The sequence below is a fragment of the Bacteroidota bacterium genome (assembly GCA_018831055.1).
Lineage (GTDB): Bacteria > Bacteroidota > Bacteroidia > Bacteroidales > B18-G4 > M55B132.
Map to the genome: position 1 here is coordinate 1 of JAHJRE010000027.1, position 15,395 is coordinate 15,395.

At 38.9% G+C, this 15,395-nt stretch carries 19 protein-coding genes; 10 read left to right on the plus strand and 9 right to left on the minus strand.

Going from position 1 to position 15,395, the window contains the following annotated elements; all coding sequences use genetic code 11:
* Nucleotides 1-343: hypothetical protein (locus KKA81_01860; protein MBU2649655.1), on the plus strand; the 343-nt coding region annotated here is incomplete at its 5' end.
* Between the two features lie 588 nt (nucleotides 344-931).
* On the opposite strand, the gene KKA81_01865 is transcribed toward KKA81_01860, so the two are convergent.
* From KKA81_01865 to KKA81_01890, 6 genes are all read right to left on the minus strand, one after another.
* Complete coding sequence (locus KKA81_01865) at nucleotides 932-2,149, minus strand: ATP-binding protein (protein MBU2649656.1); 1,218 nt, start codon at nucleotides 2,147-2,149, stop codon at nucleotides 932-934.
* A 213-nt stretch (nucleotides 2,150-2,362) separates the two neighbouring features.
* On the minus strand, nucleotides 2,363-2,692 hold the full coding sequence (locus KKA81_01870) for an HNH endonuclease (protein MBU2649657.1): 330 nt from the start codon (nucleotides 2,690-2,692) through the stop codon (nucleotides 2,363-2,365).
* Nucleotides 2,693-2,703: 11 nt separating this feature from the next.
* On the minus strand, nucleotides 2,704-3,588 hold the full coding sequence (locus tag KKA81_01875) for a restriction endonuclease (GenBank protein ID MBU2649658.1): 885 nt from the start codon (nucleotides 3,586-3,588) through the stop codon (nucleotides 2,704-2,706).
* 252 nt (nucleotides 3,589-3,840) lie between these two features.
* Nucleotides 3,841-5,550: a T9SS type A sorting domain-containing protein gene (locus KKA81_01880; GenBank protein MBU2649659.1), complete on the minus strand. Its 1,710-nt coding sequence runs from the start codon at nucleotides 5,548-5,550 to the stop codon at nucleotides 3,841-3,843.
* Between the two features lie 455 nt (nucleotides 5,551-6,005).
* Complete coding sequence (locus tag KKA81_01885; protein MBU2649660.1) at nucleotides 6,006-6,374, minus strand: DUF86 domain-containing protein; 369 nt, start codon at nucleotides 6,372-6,374, stop codon at nucleotides 6,006-6,008.
* The gene (locus tag KKA81_01890; GenBank protein ID MBU2649661.1) at nucleotides 6,371-6,658 is read right to left on the minus strand and encodes a nucleotidyltransferase family protein; all 288 of its coding nucleotides are present in this window, start codon (nucleotides 6,656-6,658) and stop codon (nucleotides 6,371-6,373) included. The genes KKA81_01885 and KKA81_01890 overlap by 4 nt, the downstream gene beginning before the upstream one ends.
* A 151-nt stretch (nucleotides 6,659-6,809) precedes the next feature.
* Between KKA81_01890 and KKA81_01895 the strand changes: the two genes are divergently transcribed.
* On the plus strand, nucleotides 6,810-7,121 hold the full coding sequence (locus KKA81_01895; protein MBU2649662.1) for a hypothetical protein: 312 nt from the start codon (nucleotides 6,810-6,812) through the stop codon (nucleotides 7,119-7,121).
* A gap of 48 nt (nucleotides 7,122-7,169) precedes the next feature.
* Here KKA81_01895 and KKA81_01900 read toward each other — a convergent pair whose 3' ends face one another.
* The 3 genes from KKA81_01900 to KKA81_01910 form a co-directional block, all read right to left on the minus strand.
* A complete protein-coding gene (locus tag KKA81_01900) occupies nucleotides 7,170-7,400 on the minus strand; it encodes a hypothetical protein (protein ID MBU2649663.1) in 231 nt (76 codons plus the stop codon).
* 429 nt (nucleotides 7,401-7,829) lie between these two features.
* The gene (locus KKA81_01905; protein ID MBU2649664.1) at nucleotides 7,830-7,994 is read right to left on the minus strand and encodes a hypothetical protein; all 165 of its coding nucleotides are present in this window, start codon (nucleotides 7,992-7,994) and stop codon (nucleotides 7,830-7,832) included.
* Nucleotides 7,981-8,445 (minus strand): PIN domain-containing protein, encoded by a 465-nt coding sequence (locus KKA81_01910; protein ID MBU2649665.1) that lies wholly within the window; start codon nucleotides 8,443-8,445, stop codon nucleotides 7,981-7,983. Before KKA81_01910 ends, KKA81_01905 begins: the two co-directional genes overlap by 14 nt.
* A gap of 606 nt (nucleotides 8,446-9,051) precedes the next feature.
* On the opposite strand from KKA81_01910, the gene KKA81_01915 reads away from it, so the two are divergent.
* The 8 genes from KKA81_01915 to KKA81_01950 form a co-directional block, all read left to right on the plus strand.
* A complete protein-coding gene (locus KKA81_01915) occupies nucleotides 9,052-9,516 on the plus strand; it encodes a mobile mystery protein A (protein ID MBU2649666.1) in 465 nt (154 codons plus the stop codon).
* Nucleotides 9,507-10,103: a mobile mystery protein B gene (locus KKA81_01920; protein MBU2649667.1), complete on the plus strand. Its 597-nt coding sequence runs from the start codon at nucleotides 9,507-9,509 to the stop codon at nucleotides 10,101-10,103. The genes KKA81_01915 and KKA81_01920 overlap by 10 nt, the downstream gene beginning before the upstream one ends.
* A 166-nt stretch (nucleotides 10,104-10,269) precedes the next feature.
* Nucleotides 10,270-11,136 (plus strand): GNAT family N-acetyltransferase, encoded by an 867-nt coding sequence (locus KKA81_01925; protein MBU2649668.1) that lies wholly within the window; start codon nucleotides 10,270-10,272, stop codon nucleotides 11,134-11,136.
* 4 nt (nucleotides 11,137-11,140) lie between these two features.
* The gene (locus tag KKA81_01930; GenBank protein MBU2649669.1) at nucleotides 11,141-11,344 is read left to right on the plus strand and encodes a hypothetical protein; all 204 of its coding nucleotides are present in this window, start codon (nucleotides 11,141-11,143) and stop codon (nucleotides 11,342-11,344) included.
* Nucleotides 11,345-11,661: 317 nt separating this feature from the next.
* A complete protein-coding gene (locus KKA81_01935) occupies nucleotides 11,662-12,081 on the plus strand; it encodes a hypothetical protein (protein ID MBU2649670.1) in 420 nt (139 codons plus the stop codon).
* A 1-nt stretch (nucleotide 12,082) separates the two neighbouring features.
* A complete protein-coding gene (locus KKA81_01940; protein ID MBU2649671.1) occupies nucleotides 12,083-12,319 on the plus strand; it encodes a helix-turn-helix transcriptional regulator in 237 nt (78 codons plus the stop codon).
* 25 nt (nucleotides 12,320-12,344) lie between these two features.
* Nucleotides 12,345-13,184, plus strand: a complete 840-nt coding sequence (locus KKA81_01945; GenBank protein MBU2649672.1) for a C-GCAxxG-C-C family protein — start codon at nucleotides 12,345-12,347, stop codon at nucleotides 13,182-13,184.
* Between the two features lie 251 nt (nucleotides 13,185-13,435).
* Nucleotides 13,436-15,395 (plus strand): DUF4968 domain-containing protein (locus tag KKA81_01950; GenBank protein ID MBU2649673.1); only part of this gene is annotated, 1,960 nt, incomplete at its 3' end.

A 15,395-nucleotide genomic window follows, 5' to 3' on the forward strand; every position in this document is an offset into this window, starting at 1 on the left:
AGAAGATATTTTACTGCTGAGGGACAGGATTTCGAAGGAAGTCGGTAAACTCTATCCCCTTCCGTACAGACTGGAAATGATCAGTTCCGCTCCAGAAGTATTCAACATCTACCCCCATAAGTACAATGGGAAATACTATCCAATGATCCGCTACCTGACTGAAATCAAACTATGGGATTATAGTGGTTTGGAGAGAGAGAACCAGGAAATTCAAAGGAAGATCGGAGACATTTTTCCCGGTATAGATAAAAACAACAAACTGATCTTTTACCGGGCCATGAATGAGATCCCGACGGGGGAGGAAAAGGTGATGCATTATGGTTTTGTGCAGGAAATAAAGTGATTTTTAGGAATATTATAAACGGAAAATAACAATATACATTTTAGAAAAATAAGAATGACCCCTTTTCAGAAAATAAGGATGAACATTATCTGTATGTATCCATTGTTTTTCCTGGATAAAAGACTGACTTAGATCAGGGAAAAGACCAAGGGCTTTAGCGGGAATAACTGTTGAATTCTCTAAGAGGTACTCAATAACTATTGTGACTACTGTGGTGAGAAATTGAACCACAATAGTCACAATAGAACACAATAGGGATTTGGACTGGGAGGTTGGGGACTGGGAGACTTAGAAAGGAATAACTGATGAACTTTCAAAGCGATTCTCAATAACTATTGTGACTACTGTGGTGAGAATTTAAACCACAATAGTCACAATAGATTTTTTTACGGTTATGGATGGGTTGCTTCAGGTGGCAAGTAACAGTTATGAATGAAGGGTTTGATTGAGAGTGGGCGCTGTTGTATAAAATGAACCGGGGGTCAGGTTGACCGGAATTAACAAACAGGTCGTTCAATCCCGACAAGTCGGGACATTCAGGCTTTGTGCTGCGTACAGCTGGAAAACTTGATTGGTATCGGTCCGCCCTTATTTTTCGGTCTTTGTAAGCCAATCTATTGCGTTTATTTTTTTTATTCCGTTATATGTACCTGTGTCGTAATCCATTGTGATTAAAAATTTTTCGTGATGGTCTGCAATACTGTTAAAGGGTGCTAACTCACGTTCTAAAGTTGTTGGGTTTTGTACTGTTTGCGAAACTTGTATGTATTGTGTATAACCTTCGTTGTTACGAACCACAAAATCAACCTCCAGGTTTTTGGTTTTGCCTATCCATACTTGGTTGTTTCTGCGTTTTAGCTCCAGAAAAACTATATTTTCAAGTAAATGCCCTGCATCGCTTGACAATTCTTTTCCAAGTAATGCGTTGCGAAACCCTAAATCCACTAAATAGTATTTTTCTTGCGTTGCCAAATATTGTTTGCCTTTGATGTCATAGCGGTTTACTTTGTAAAACAAATATGCTTCAACCAAAGTGTCAATGTACTTTGATACCGTTTTGTTGTCAATTTTCTTTTTGTTAGTCGTTAAAACTTTGGCAATGTTTCCTGCTGAGACTCTTGACCCAACTGAATCTATTAAGAAGGTTACAACTTCCTGATATGATTCTTCGGCATAAATAGTATAGCGTTTAGAAATATCATTGTCGAAAATGTTCCTGAAGACCGTTTGTAAATATTCATTGGCAAAATGATTTCCGTCTGCTGAAAGTCGCACAGCTTCGGGAAAACCACCTGTACGCACATATTCAGAAAAAGCACGGTCAGGGTTTGTGGTTTTGCCAGTGAACTCTAAATATTCAACAAAAGAAAAAGGCAATACATTTATTTCATAAGCTCTACCTGTGAGTAAAGTTGCCAAATCGCTTGATAATAAAAATGCGTTTGAACCTGTGACGTACAAATCTATGTTTGGGTGAACGTACAAGCCTTCCAACAGTTTTTCAAATTCGGGAACGTTTTGCACTTCGTCAATAAACACATAATTAGTTACGTTTTTTTTGAGATGCATGATGATGTAATCGTAAATCTCTTTCCAATTTTTCTCAGCTAAAAAACGAAATTCGGGCATATCCATATTGATCGCCAAAATGGAAACTTTGTTGTTTTCTTTTCGCAACAAGTCTTGAAATTGTGTCATTAAAGTTGATTTCCCACAACGCCTAACGCCTGTGGCAACCTTAATTAAATTCTTATCCTTAAGAACACTCAGTGCATCTAAGTACCGTTTACGTGCTATTGTTTTCATAGGGCAAAGATAAAGTAAATTCCTAAAAATATTCAAAAATAAAAACATTTAGGAATTTTGCAGTTCGCTTTTTGGTCAAGTCCGGTAGTGTATATTTTGCTTTAGCACCCACTCATTTCCTATCAATCCCCATAATTATTGACCCTGGTTTCGTGACAAGTCTGGAAATTCCGGCTATGTGCTGTGCACAACCAGAATGCTTAATGGTTGTGCTTAGTTATCATTCAATTTGGGTGGATTCTTTAATGCGGATTTTACAACATCAGCAACGGAGTTAACTGTAATTTCTTTTTTCTTACAGTAGTCACTTTCAAGCCAGACTTCAAGCAATTTTGAACCTTTACTCGCATTGCATGACATACAACAAAGAGCTACATTATCAGTCCCATTAATCCTTACGTCATTTATTATATGTTCCCACGATGGTTTATTCTTCCGAGAATTGATTTCATTCGAAAATACCATCCCACAATAAACGCATGCAGTATCTCTTTCTCTTACAAATTCTTCAACCTCCTTAAGTATTCCCCAGCGATTTGTCATAAAATTTCCAATTAATTGTTCTCCTCAAAGAAATCATTATCCAATTCTTTTACTTCATAAACTGATTTCACTTGAATACCAACATTATATTGATGCATAAGGTCTACTAATTTTATTCCATCAATCAGAATAATTGTATGGTGAGCATCATGAGCTTTTTTTACTGCTCCTGAATCAAATGAAGAGGTTGTAACAAAAACACCTTTTTGAGTGTCTCCACTCATTGCCCCGATAAAATTTCGGATTTCTTTTTCATGCACTTTATTTTCACCATATCGTTTGGCTTGAATATAAATTTTATCCAATCCAAGTTTATCCTCATTGATTATTCCGTCAATACCTCCATCTCCTGTTTTAGAAGTTTCAACAAAATCACCATATCCCATCTTTTTTAGTAGAATAAGGATTACTTTCTCAAAATAAAATGGATCAATTTCCTTTAGTTTCTCAAGCAATTCATCTTTAACTTGAATGTCTATTTGATTAAACCCTTCGTCAATCAAGTCTTGTGGTGAAGCGTTTTCAATTACGGATGGAGTCGATTCCTTTTTAGAATTTTTCTGATTATAAAATTCCAGATAGTTTTCAGAATTTTCAACTTGTTCCAGTGTCAAATCTGTTTTACTATGTTTTTTCCCTTTCTCGGTAATTTTCACAAATCCTCTTCTGGGAAATTCAATGTAACCACCCTTTTTAAGATAAGATTTACCCCAAGCAATTCTATTAATTATCAGAATGTCACCACTTTTAGTCGTCTGCTCTAATTGTTCTTTTGAAAGTCCAGAATAGAATTGTTCAATAACTTTTTTATACATTTCTCTTGCCTGGAGAGTTTCTCCATTTTCTAAGATCTTCAAAATTGGTATAAATGTCTCGTGAAATTTTGGTATCTCCATTTTTCTATTATTTTTCAGGTCTGATCATAATTAGGCACAACAGAAAGCACTTTATCCATCGTTTCCCTACAAATATAACCACAAAGTGAATAAGTTCATTCAAAGGGATTAAGAATAATAGCGTCTGTGGGTAAGTTATGGATAAAATGGGGTTGGACTATGCTGAAAGGTGAAGGATCGCTATTGGCATTCTCCTCGATGGGTCTTGCAGACCGCCCGGAGTCCAATTTATTACCAACAGGCCTTCTTTCATCAATGAACAATAACTCGTTCTTCTCCTTGGATTTTTTTTCCATTAAATCTGAGAATATATGTTCCTGGCGCAATCCCACTAACATTAATTTCCTTTATGTTCCTTTTTTTTAGAATTACCAGTCCCAAAATGTTTATAAATTCAATATAAAAGTCATTTTCATTTGTTTCTATTATAATAACATTATCGGCTGGATTAGGATAGATTAAAAATCCCGGGCTTACCTTTTCATTAATTGTGGAGGCAATTACATATTCATAAGCACCAATATCAAATCCATCTCCCTGAGGACGGAACACACCATCATGATCATAATTCAGATTCGTAGATAACCCGATATCTATGCATGGAGAAGCAGACGAGAGATGATAATCATTATATACACTGTCAACAAACTCCGGATTAGCCAGAATACTGTTCCAATCAGCATTTGCGTTTGTCTGATAGGTGCTGAAATTCTGCATTGTCACTGTTTCATTAGTAGCATAGTTATAAAGAAATGTATCCATAGCTGATTCAGCAGCATAACAATTATAATCTTTTTCCATTTCGAGAAAGGTACTTGTTTCATTGAATACATAAAAGAATCGTAATGGGTTTACAAATACATTGTTCCTAATAAATACTGAATCTGTTTGTGATGTGTTAGACCATGCAGTATAACAGAACCCCATATAATCAGGTCGTTGCATACCCCAGCCATAACCCATGTTAACACAGGTGTTATTTTCAAACCTTATATTTCTGGTAATGGAAGAGGATGGCCTGTTCCAGATTTCTACTGCAGCCATACCACAGTTCCAGATGATATTGTTTCGGTATATGATATTATAATGAACAGCATATGAGTTGCTCTGATTTGTAAGTCCTGTATCATATATTTCCCATATTTTATTGTTTTCAACCAAATGATTGGAGGCATTGCTCCAAAACTCTATTCCGTTGCCAAACCGAATCTGTCCGTCCATATTCAAATCACCACCTCCAATCCACGAAATTTCACAATTTCTGATGGTAATATTAGATGTATTTCCACCACCAAAGCCATGTGCAGATCCATACTTTATGGCAAGATTCTCATAAGAAATATATGATCGACCCATTTGATTCACAACATGGTTTCTTAAAGCACATTCAATAAAGGTATGCACAGTTGCAGGATTACCAATAGAATACATTCTAATCTCTCCAGATACAAGGTCATAATGAAAATCATCTTGCGACTGAAGCTCAGCAGTTGACCATTTTTTAATTCCGGCATGACTTTCATTGTCAAAAATGATATTTCCAACATCTGTTGAGGCGGTTGATGTACAACGCCAAATGTTGGATGATTCCAAAACCCAGTCAGATGGCTGGTTCATATTCACCGATCCCATTATCAGAGGAAGAGTTCCACTGCCATAGGATCCATAATACATTCTTGCAGTTGCATTGCCGGATACCGGGACAAGTTGTCCCCTCCAGTTTTCCCCTCTTTTAAACAGTATGCTGTCGCCCGGTTGAAAAGCTGATGAGTTAACCTTTGCCAATGTCTGCCAGGCAGTAGCAGGAGATGTTCCTGTCCAATTGTCATTCCCATTTGAGGCATCTATAAAATACGTGGTTTGAGCTTCAGAAGATGAGATTAAAACTAAAATTGAAAAAGTAATAAATAAATACTTCGTTGAAAAGAAATTCAGATAGCAACTTTTTTCTGCTTTTTTCATGGAAGATATTTTTCTGTTTCTTTTTTTCTGGTTTATTGCTAACGCTCCCGCGGTAAGGCCTATTAACGCCTTACCGCACTAAAGTTAGTGAAAAATCGACATTCTCAACGTAAGTTTTTAACTCGCAGGATGTTACTTACGGGCCAATTTGCTTTAACTGAGGACAGGAGAGGCAGGAAGCAGGGTGCAGGTTACAGGAAGCAGGGTGCAGGAGACAGGAACACGCGGATTGGACGATCGCAGAGATTAAAGATCTCAGATCATATCTTCGATCTTCGAGAGCCTGCCCTGACGAAGGAAGGGTTTGTTCGTCGATCTTCGATCGATTGTTCCGCGATCTTCGATCCCCTGGTTTGTTCTTCAATCAAAAACACTAAGAAAATAATTCCCGAAATAACCATTATTGGTCTCGTCAACACAGCCTCCAGCCTATGTTTTGCGAACAGGCCGGATGCTTAGTTATTAGCGTTCCTGTTTTTTTCAGATTCAATTACAGCTATAAGATCTTTTATATTTTCTGGTAGGTTTACTGTTGAAATTTCCCAAAGCATTTCATAATCTATTCCAAAATATTCATGAGAAATCAGATTCCTAAGGCCATACATTTTCTTCCAGGGTACTTTTGGATATTTCGTTCTTATAGTTTCAGGAATGCTTATTGATGCTTCTCCGATAATTTCAAAGTTTCTAACAACCGCATCAACAACCATATAGTTTTTCTTGAAATCATCAAAGCTCTTATTATCAATATATTCTTGAATCCTTTGCATAGATTTAAGAATGTCTTCTAAGTATAAGTTATATTGACGTTTTATCGGTGTCATATATATCTTACTTGATTTAAAATTGAATCCTTAAGTTGTGATTTAAGAGCTTTGATTGAAACGAGGTCGACTTTTGTTTTAAGTTCCCTTTCAAGAAGTTCTTGTAAATCGAAAAACTCCCAGCCGAGTGGTTTCTTGAAGTCTACAAGAATGTCAATATCAGAGTTTTCTTTTTGTTCATGCCTTGCAAATGATCCAAAATATCCAATTCTGTCTACAAAATATTTGTCAGCAAGCATTGGTTTAAGATTTCTCAAAATGTTTTCTATATCTTCTGGATTCATCATAAAACAAATATACTAAATTCTTTTAGGATTTGTTATAGCATCATGAATTATAAACGTGAACGTTCCGGCGGTAAAGCCTTTTGGCGCCATACCGCAGTAAAGTTTGTGGAAAAATCCACATTCTCAACTTAAGTTTTTAACTCGCAGGATGTTGCTTGGGATCCAATTTGCTTTAACTGAGGACAGGAGAAGCAGGAAGCAGGGTGCAGGGAGCAGGTTACAGGATGCAGGGAGCAGGTTACAGGATGCAGGGAGCTGGAGACAGGATGCAGGGAGCAGGAGACAGGAACACACGGATTGGACGATCGCAGAGATCAAAGATCTCAGATCATATCTTCGATCTTCGAGAGCCTGTCCTGACGAAGGAAGGGTTTGTTCTTCGATCTTCGATCCCTTGGTTTGTTCTTTGATCTATTGGTTCGTTTTTATTTCTTTTTCAGTCCATTCTTTTTCAAGATAGGAGATAATATTAGCTAAGTTATTGTAAGCTCTTTTTGACCAAAGAAGCTTATAAATACTTTTCATATAATTTCTTTGCTTCTAAATGGTCTATTGTAATATCTTGTTCTAAATCGCCTAAGCCTAGTTCAATTTCGTTTTTTTCAAACTCATCACTTAATTCACTCCACCAATCTTTTGAGGTTTCATTCCTGATTTTTAGAAGTTTTTCTATTGTATTGGAGTCCTGGATCTTAGTGATCCATTCTATTAGCTTTACTTTTTCGACGTGAATATTCATCAGATTTAGTTTTTAACAAAAATAACAAAGTCTTATGAAAATGTCAATCTCTTTTAAATGAAGCCTAACATAAAGCATTTTATCCATCGGTTCCCAACGAATATAACTAAAAATTGAATAAGTTCTTTTAAAGAGATAAAGATTAATAGCGTCTGATGGGAAATGATGGATAAAATGAAGTTGGACTATGCCGAAAGGTGAATGATTGTTATGGGCATTCTATGGGAGGGATGGTTATAAATTTGGCTCAGGAGTGGTGCAAGGGTTAAACATTAGGAAACTGCCGCGTATCAGGTCACCATCCCTGTTCTGTTCAAAACTTTGGTCCATGAATGCGGTGCACGGAGCTTGTTGAAAGGTAGTTCAATACCGACTCCTCGCTGGGTCTTGCAGACTGCTCAGAGTTCTATTTATTACCGATTCGGGCTTTTATTGCTGCCCCAAAAGTTTTACGCTGTTTTTTTTCAGGTTTTCTTTAATATATGCCTTTAATTGTTCGAATGTCATATTTTGAGTTTCCTGACTAATTTTGTCTCGTATTTCACGCATCATTTTCACTGCGTCAAATGTCTTGTCTTTTTTATTCGTCTCCATATTTTACTAAGTCTTTTGGGCTTCTAATTTCAATCATTGAGTAACCAAGTTTAAGGTTTACCGAATTGTAACCCTTTATCTTGTCGAGATTTACAATATGCTTAAAGTTCCAACTTGCTAAAACATCTACCTTGTAAATAGTCGCCAATGCAATGTGTCGGCAATCTTCAACACTTGTTTTTCCAACTACATTTTCTTCAATATAAGTGTTAGCCAATTTTACGACTTCATCTGTCAATTCCACTCTTTCGAAAAAGTCGGCCGGATACTTGAAAAGTAAATCTTTGACATGTGTAGGCGCGTTAATCAGTTCCAAGTCAAGCAAGTCCGAAATAACGAATTTAACTTCCTTATTTTCAAGTCTATGAAACAACATGTTAGTCGCTTCTTTGAACTCTTCATCAAAGTAACCACCTATTACTGAAGTGTCAATATATATTCTTTGAATCATTTTTTATACAAATTTACCAAAAAAAATCTTTATATTGAACACCTATCGCATTTTCAGCCTGACCGGTAACACAAAAAATTTTATCCATCGTTTCCTTACAAATATTACCACAAAGTGAATAAGTTCATTCAACAGGATAACGAAAAATAGCGTCTGTAGGGAAATGATGGATAAAATGAAGTTGGACTATGCCGTAAGGTGAAGGATCGCTATCGGAATCCTTTGGGAGGTATTGTGAATTAAGGTGCTTTGGAGAGAGGAAAGGATTAAACCCAATCAATGCCATTGAAGTTTTCTATTGCATTTCGATTAAGAAATTGTAAGCATTTCATCATCCTGGCAAATTTCACTTTTAGGATGAGATACTACAATTCCTATGTGCCCTGTTTCCGATTTTTAACAGCCAGGGGTCTGCCTGCTGTGGTTCAAACTATGTTGTTGTTTTGTATTTATTTGTTATCTTAGTGGGGGATTCCAGAAAAGGCCTGCCATTGGGATGGTGTATATCATTTAACGTGTTGTAAATTTAAGCTTTAACCATAAATTAATTTGCATATTTCATATTATAACCTTAAATTTGACAAATTAATTTAAAGGGATAACCTTATGGAAATTTCAAAACAAAGACTTCTTATAGAACAAGCTGATAGAAAATTGGCTATACTTCGACCTTTAAGTTCAATCACAATACCACAAAAGGGGTGGATCCATACTATAAGAACGGCTTTAAAGATGTCATTAAGACAATTAGGTAATCGCCTAAATATTTCTCCTCAAAGTGTTAAAGAGATGGAAGAACGGGAAGCTAATGGTTCAATAACAATGAAAGGACTAAGAGAAGTTGGGGAAGTTCTAGGCATGAAGCTTGTTTATGGATTTATTCCCAAGGAAAATAGCATTGACGAAATGATTGAAAAAAGAGCTCTTGAAATTGCAAAAGAAATAGTAATGCGAACTTCACATACGATGCAGCTGGAAGATCAGGAGAATTCACCAGAACGTCTGGAAAAAGCAATTAAAAACAGAGCAGAAGAAATAAAAGCCAAAATGCCAAAATACCTATGGGATTAGAGATTGATTATATTGAAGGCCAAACACCTTTAGATGAAGATGAAAAGGAGGGATTATTAATAAAATCAATTACAACTCGTGGTGAATTGGATGAATTTGAACAACTGAATATTGAAAAGGCAATCCAGTGGACTATAGGTAAAAAATGGAAACCTGAGTATATCCTATCTGAGGTTTTTGTCAAAGAACTTCATAAAAGGATGTTTAATGAAGTCTGGTCCTGGGCTGGGAAATTTAGAATAACAAATAAAAATATTGGAGTAGATAAATACGAAATAGGAATTTCTTTGAAACAATTATTGGATGATAGTCTTTATTGGTTAGAAAACAAAACTTATTCAGATGAAGAAATTGCTATAAGATTTAAACATAGAATTGTAAGCATTCATTGTTTTGCAAACGGTAATGGTAGACATTCAAGGTTAATGGCAGATATCATTATTAAACAAATATTTGGAAGATCAATATTCACATGGAGTAGAACAAATATAAACAAAACGGGCGAATCAAGATGTGTATATTTAATGGCAATAAGGCAAGCTGATTCTGGCGATATTAATCCATTAATTAATTTTGCTAAATCATAAACTAAAATATGAGTATCAGGAACGATTAATATCAAGTCGCAGGCTGCATGTTCCAAGTTTCAGAATCACCGGTAGTTGAAATGAATAAAGTATCTTTATCCATTTTACATCGAGAGTACCATTGTATATGAAGCAGTTCATTATCTTGCAACCTGCAACCTAAGTCATGAAAACTATCAGATCACTTGACGGACTTGATTTTGATGAAATCTTCCTGGCTTTTAAAACGGCATTCCAGGATTATGAAATGCAACTGGATAAGTATGAATTAAATAGAATGCTGGAGCGTCGCGGTTTTGTGAGGGAACTGTCGTTCGGGGCGTTTGTCGATGGACAGCTTGTTTCGTTTACTTTTAACGGGATAGGGGTTTTTAGGGGGATAAGGACGGCTTATGACACCGGAACAGGAACTATGAAGGATTTTCGGGGACAAGGGCTGGCTACGGAAATTTTCAATTATTCAATCCCACATCTCAAAGATGCAGGGATTGATCAATACCTGCTGGAAGTATTGCAGCATAACTCAAAAGCCATTTCGGTCTATAAGAATCTGGGATTTCAGATTACTAGGGAATTTAATTATTTTATCCAGGAAAACGCTAAGGTTGTCCTTGGAAATGAATTCAAAGACGATGCTTATACCATAGAACCTGTTAACCTATCCCTTGTCGTTGGTTTGTCAGGTTTCCACGACTTTTATCCTTCCTGGCAGAACAGCTTCGAAGCTGTTGCAAGAAATTCTGAGGATTTTATCATACTCGGGATTTTTCATAGGGAAGAACCGGTGGGATATTGTATATTTGATCCTGAAACAGGAGATATTACCCAATTGGCAATTGCAAGGGAGTTTAGAAGGAAAGGACTGGCTAATGCCCTGCTTCAGAAGATGATGAGAATGAATAGCCATAATTCGGTAAAAGCTATTAACACAGATGTTCAATGTGAGCAGATCACCCGTTTCTTTGAGGCAAAAGGGATATCCCTGAAAGGGAAGCAATTTGAAATGATCAGATCATTAACCCATAAAAAGTGATACCATGGAAAACAAAAAGAAAAATGCAACTTTTATTGGTGGCCTGATTTTTACAGGCTGCATGTTTATCGGAATCGGACTCGGATTTTTTTATCACAATATTGTAGTTGGATCTCTTATCGGAATGGGAACGGGTTTTATCGGAATGGCAGTTACCTATGCCGTAATAACAGGAAAAGACCATTCTGATACCGGTTCGGAAAAATAAGGCATTCCTCCATCACATCCTGCGAATGCATTAAAACCCATGTGAATTTCAGGAAAAGTCAGCAATAAGTTACCGGTTGCCCCCCCCAGCAACCCAGCCCCCCAGTACCCAACCCCCCAGTACCCAGTACCCAGCCCCCAGTACCCAGTACCCAGTACCCAGCCCCCCAGCCCCTGAAAAAATACTTTTACCTTAAATGTAAAAAAATCTTGACATAAGGTAAAATATAATTATCTTTGTGGCAAAAATAATTAACATGTTGTAAAACAAATCAGACAAAGGAGGTAACTATGTCGTACCAGGAAAAGCGCAGCATAATGACGATCATTACAAGCATTTTGATCACTTTTTTTTACTTTCTCTACGTTTACCGGCATTATCTCGCCGGGAATATGGAATTACTGAACGATTTAAAATTTTGCGGAACGGTTATCCTTATCATGATCCCTGTTTCAATGGTAGCGCACATAATCGTTTACATTTTATTCAATATTATTTACAAGATAACTACCAGGGAAGCTATTCCTGAAAAATCCGATGAACTGGATAAGCTGATTGAACTCAAGTCCACCAATATCACACATTACATTTTCATCCTGGGTTTTCTTCTGGCGATGGGATCCCTGGTTATCGGGAAGCCTCCTTATGTGATGTTGTTGGTTTTGGTCGGATCGATGATGGTTTCCTGCATCCTGGGGGAACTGGCCAAACTCTGTTATTACAGGAAAGGAGTTTAACATGAGTAAATGCGTAATTAATAACAACATACGAAAATTGCGTTTCATGGCGGATGAGATGACCCAGCAGCAGCTTGCGGATAAGGTTGGGGTTACCCGGCAAACTATCGTCGCTGTTGAGCATGGGAAATACTCTCCATCCCTTGAGCTGGCATTCCGGATCGCCAGAGTCTTCCATATTCCTTTGGAAGAAGTATTTAGCTATACCTGTGAAGATGATAAACCCCGAAAAAAGTAATAATTGAATCAGAAATTTTACGTCGATGAATACCATAGAAAAACCCAAAATCAGAAAAACCAAAAGGTTATTCCTTAAATTAGGATCATGTTCCAGGACAGTTGGATACATCGTTAACAAAGAATTTGGCAACCCGCGGGAAGACCATGAGCGTGCACTGGATCCCTTAGCCGGAGGTATCCTGCAACAGGGCTATCAATGCGGCATGCTCTGGGGATCCAGTCTGGCCGCGGGAGCAGCAGCATACAAAAGATTGAACGGACAAGGTATTGATAATGCCTTCGCTTTGACGATCGCTGCCACACAGCATATCATGAAATCGTTTTCAGGAATGGCAAAACATTGCGATTGCATTGACATTACAAAGTGCGATTGGCACAACAAATGGAGTATTGCAAAGTATTTTGCAACAGGAAAAATGATTTCCTGCTTCCGGTTGCTGGAAAAGTGGGCGCCTGAAGCTGTGGTTGCCGCTCATGAAGGATTGTCAATAGATAAAAATGGGCTTCCCGGGAAGTGCAAAAGCTGCGCATCCGAGGTTGTACGTCGCATGGGCGGGAGTGAAGAAGAGATGGCCATGGTGGCAGGATGGGCCGGGGGCATCGGGCTCAGCGGTAATGCCTGCGGAGCGCTGGCAGCAGCCATATGGATGAGGACATTAGCGCTTTGTAAAGAAACTCCCGGAAAGTCGTTTTTCACAAACTCCCGGGCCAACGAAACACTGGAACTATTTTACAAGGAAACCAATTATGAGATTCTATGCAGTGCAATTGCCGGAAGGCGATTTGAGACGCTGGACGATCACACGGAGTTTATCGGTAAGGGCGGGTGTAAGAGACTGATTGAGGTTCTGGGGGGAAAATGAAAGCGTTCTTATGATATGTGGTGAAAATGTGGAAGGGGGGAAGGGGGAAGGAGGAAGGTTGCAGGGGGCATGTTACAGGTTACAGGGTGCTGGGTACTGGGTACTGGGTGCTGGGTGCTGGGGGCTGGGGGCTGGAGGCTGGGTAGGGGATGGTAGGTAAAGAGACGTTAATGAATTGCTAATAAAGTTTGTTCCGCTGTCATTTGGTTGAAAGAGATGCTTTATTTTTATGTCCTCAAATTCGATGAAAAATGACAAAGCACATTTTCTGGATTTTCACATTCATTGTTGTATTATCATGGAATATATCCGGGCAAAATCCTTCCCGTATCTTCCTGGAATTTAAGGAGTTTCCCGGTCGCCTGGAGTTAAATACCAGCGATGGAAAGTATATCTTCAAGCCATACAACGACAAGATCATGGAAACCTCCTTCATCCCGGAAGGGGAATCTTTTGACCCTGAATCCCATGCGGTGGTCATGGTTCCTGATAAGGTAAATACAGAGTTGAAGGATGATAAGGACCTCCTGGAATACAGTACTCCCGGTATATCGGTGAAAATAATAAAATCCCCGTTTGAGGTGGTTTACTATTACATGGGAAATATGCTGATCTCGGAAAAGGAAGGCTACGCGAAAACCAGGGAGTATGAAACCCTCAGGTTTAATCTCAGTAATGATGAAGTCCTTTACGGAGGCGGAACCCGTGTACTTGGCACCAACCGCCGCGGAAACAGGCTTCAGCTTTATAACAGGGCACATTACGGTTATACTACCCATTCGGAACTCATGAACTACACCACTCCGATTGTAGTGTCGTCGAATCGTTACATGATCCATTTCGACAATGCCCCCATCGGTTATCTGGATCTTGACAGCAAACACGATAATACCCTGGCATACGAAACCATCAGTGGCAGGATGACCTATCAGATCATTACGGGGGATACCTGGCCCGATATGCTCGGCCAGTATACCGACCTTACCGGGAAACAGCCTTTGCCTCCCAGATGGGCCTTCGGGAACTTTTCCAGCCGCTTTGGCTACCATAGCGAAAAAGAGGTCAGGGAAACGGTAGATCTGTTTTTGCAGGATTCCATCCCTTTGGATGCCGTTGTTATTGATATTTACTGGTTTGGTCCTGAAATTCAGGGCTACATGGGAAACCTGGAATTTCTTGCAGATTCATTTCCTACACCTTATCAAATGATGGCAGATTTCGCGGAAAAGGGTGTAAAAACGATTCTGGTGACAGAGCCATTTATATTAACCACGTCCGACCGCTGGGATGAAGCTGTTGAAGAGGGCATCCTGGGGATGGATACACTTGGTGATCCCTATACCTATGACTTTTATTTCGGAAATACCGGACTGATTGATGTGTTCAAACCGGAAGCACGGGAATGGTTCTGGGATATTTATAAATATTACACAGAGAAAGGTGTTGGAGGCTGGTGGGGCGACCTGGGGGAGCCTGAGGTACATCCCTCCGGATTACAGCATGTGGTGGGAAGCGCCGATGAAGTTCACAATATTTACGGACATGAGTGGACCCGTTTGATCTATGAGGGGTATCAGCGCGATTTTCCGGAGCAGCGCCCGTTTATCCTGATGCGTGCAGGATATTCGGGTACACAACGATATGGTATTATACCCTGGACGGGTGACGTACTTCGTGACTGGGGTGGGCTCCAGCCTCAAATGGACCTCGCCTTGCAAATGGGTCTTCAGGGTATCGCTTACATGCATTCCGACCTGGGTGGATTTGCCGAGGGAAAAGTCTTTGACCCGGAACTTTACACCCGATGGCTGCAGTATGGCGTTTTCCAGCCCATCTTCCGACCTCATGCCCAGGAACATATTGCCGCAGAACCCGTTTTTCACGATGAAAAAACGAAAGCCCTCGCCAAACAGGCGATAGAACTACGCTATAGCCTCCTTCCCTATATTTATACCCTGGCTTTTGAGAATAGTACCACAGGTATGCCTCTCATGCGTCCTTTGTTTTTTGAAGAGCCAGGTAATCCTGAATTATTCGAGGTTACAGGAACATATTTGTGGGGAAATGAATTCCTTGTCTCTCCGGTTGTCAAACCCGGATTGAAGGATCAAAAGGTATATTTTCCTGCAGGAAGTAATTGGTTCGATTATTTTTCGGGGATGAAATTCAAGGGTGGAAGCTGGGATACAGTGCCTTTGAACCCGGATCATA

Coding starts and splice junctions, on each gene's coding strand:
- KKA81_01905 (MBU2649664.1), bottom strand. CDS start 7,994: ATGGAGACGAATAAAAAAGACAAGACATTTGACGCAGTGAAAATGATG.
- KKA81_01915 (MBU2649666.1), top strand. CDS start 9,052: ATGGAAATTTCAAAACAAAGACTTCTTATAGAACAAGCTGATAGAAAA.
- KKA81_01880 (MBU2649659.1), bottom strand. CDS start 5,550: ATGAAAAAAGCAGAAAAAAGTTGCTATCTGAATTTCTTTTCAACGAAG.
- KKA81_01930 (MBU2649669.1), top strand. CDS start 11,141: ATGGAAAACAAAAAGAAAAATGCAACTTTTATTGGTGGCCTGATTTTT.
- KKA81_01920 (MBU2649667.1), top strand. CDS start 9,507: ATGGGATTAGAGATTGATTATATTGAAGGCCAAACACCTTTAGATGAA.
- KKA81_01910 (MBU2649665.1), bottom strand. CDS start 8,445: ATGATTCAAAGAATATATATTGACACTTCAGTAATAGGTGGTTACTTT.
- KKA81_01945 (MBU2649672.1), top strand. CDS start 12,345: ATGAATACCATAGAAAAACCCAAAATCAGAAAAACCAAAAGGTTATTC.
- KKA81_01885 (MBU2649660.1), bottom strand. CDS start 6,374: ATGACACCGATAAAACGTCAATATAACTTATACTTAGAAGACATTCTT.
- KKA81_01925 (MBU2649668.1), top strand. CDS start 10,270: ATGAAAACTATCAGATCACTTGACGGACTTGATTTTGATGAAATCTTC.
- KKA81_01875 (MBU2649658.1), bottom strand. CDS start 3,588: ATGGAGATACCAAAATTTCACGAGACATTTATACCAATTTTGAAGATC.
- KKA81_01865 (MBU2649656.1), bottom strand. CDS start 2,149: ATGAAAACAATAGCACGTAAACGGTACTTAGATGCACTGAGTGTTCTT.
- KKA81_01940 (MBU2649671.1), top strand. CDS start 12,083: ATGAGTAAATGCGTAATTAATAACAACATACGAAAATTGCGTTTCATG.
- KKA81_01870 (MBU2649657.1), bottom strand. CDS start 2,692: ATGACAAATCGCTGGGGAATACTTAAGGAGGTTGAAGAATTTGTAAGA.
- KKA81_01895 (MBU2649662.1), top strand. CDS start 6,810: ATGTTGCTTGGGATCCAATTTGCTTTAACTGAGGACAGGAGAAGCAGG.
- KKA81_01935 (MBU2649670.1), top strand. CDS start 11,662: ATGACGATCATTACAAGCATTTTGATCACTTTTTTTTACTTTCTCTAC.
- KKA81_01890 (MBU2649661.1), bottom strand. CDS start 6,658: ATGAATCCAGAAGATATAGAAAACATTTTGAGAAATCTTAAACCAATG.
- KKA81_01900 (MBU2649663.1), bottom strand. CDS start 7,400: ATGAATATTCACGTCGAAAAAGTAAAGCTAATAGAATGGATCACTAAG.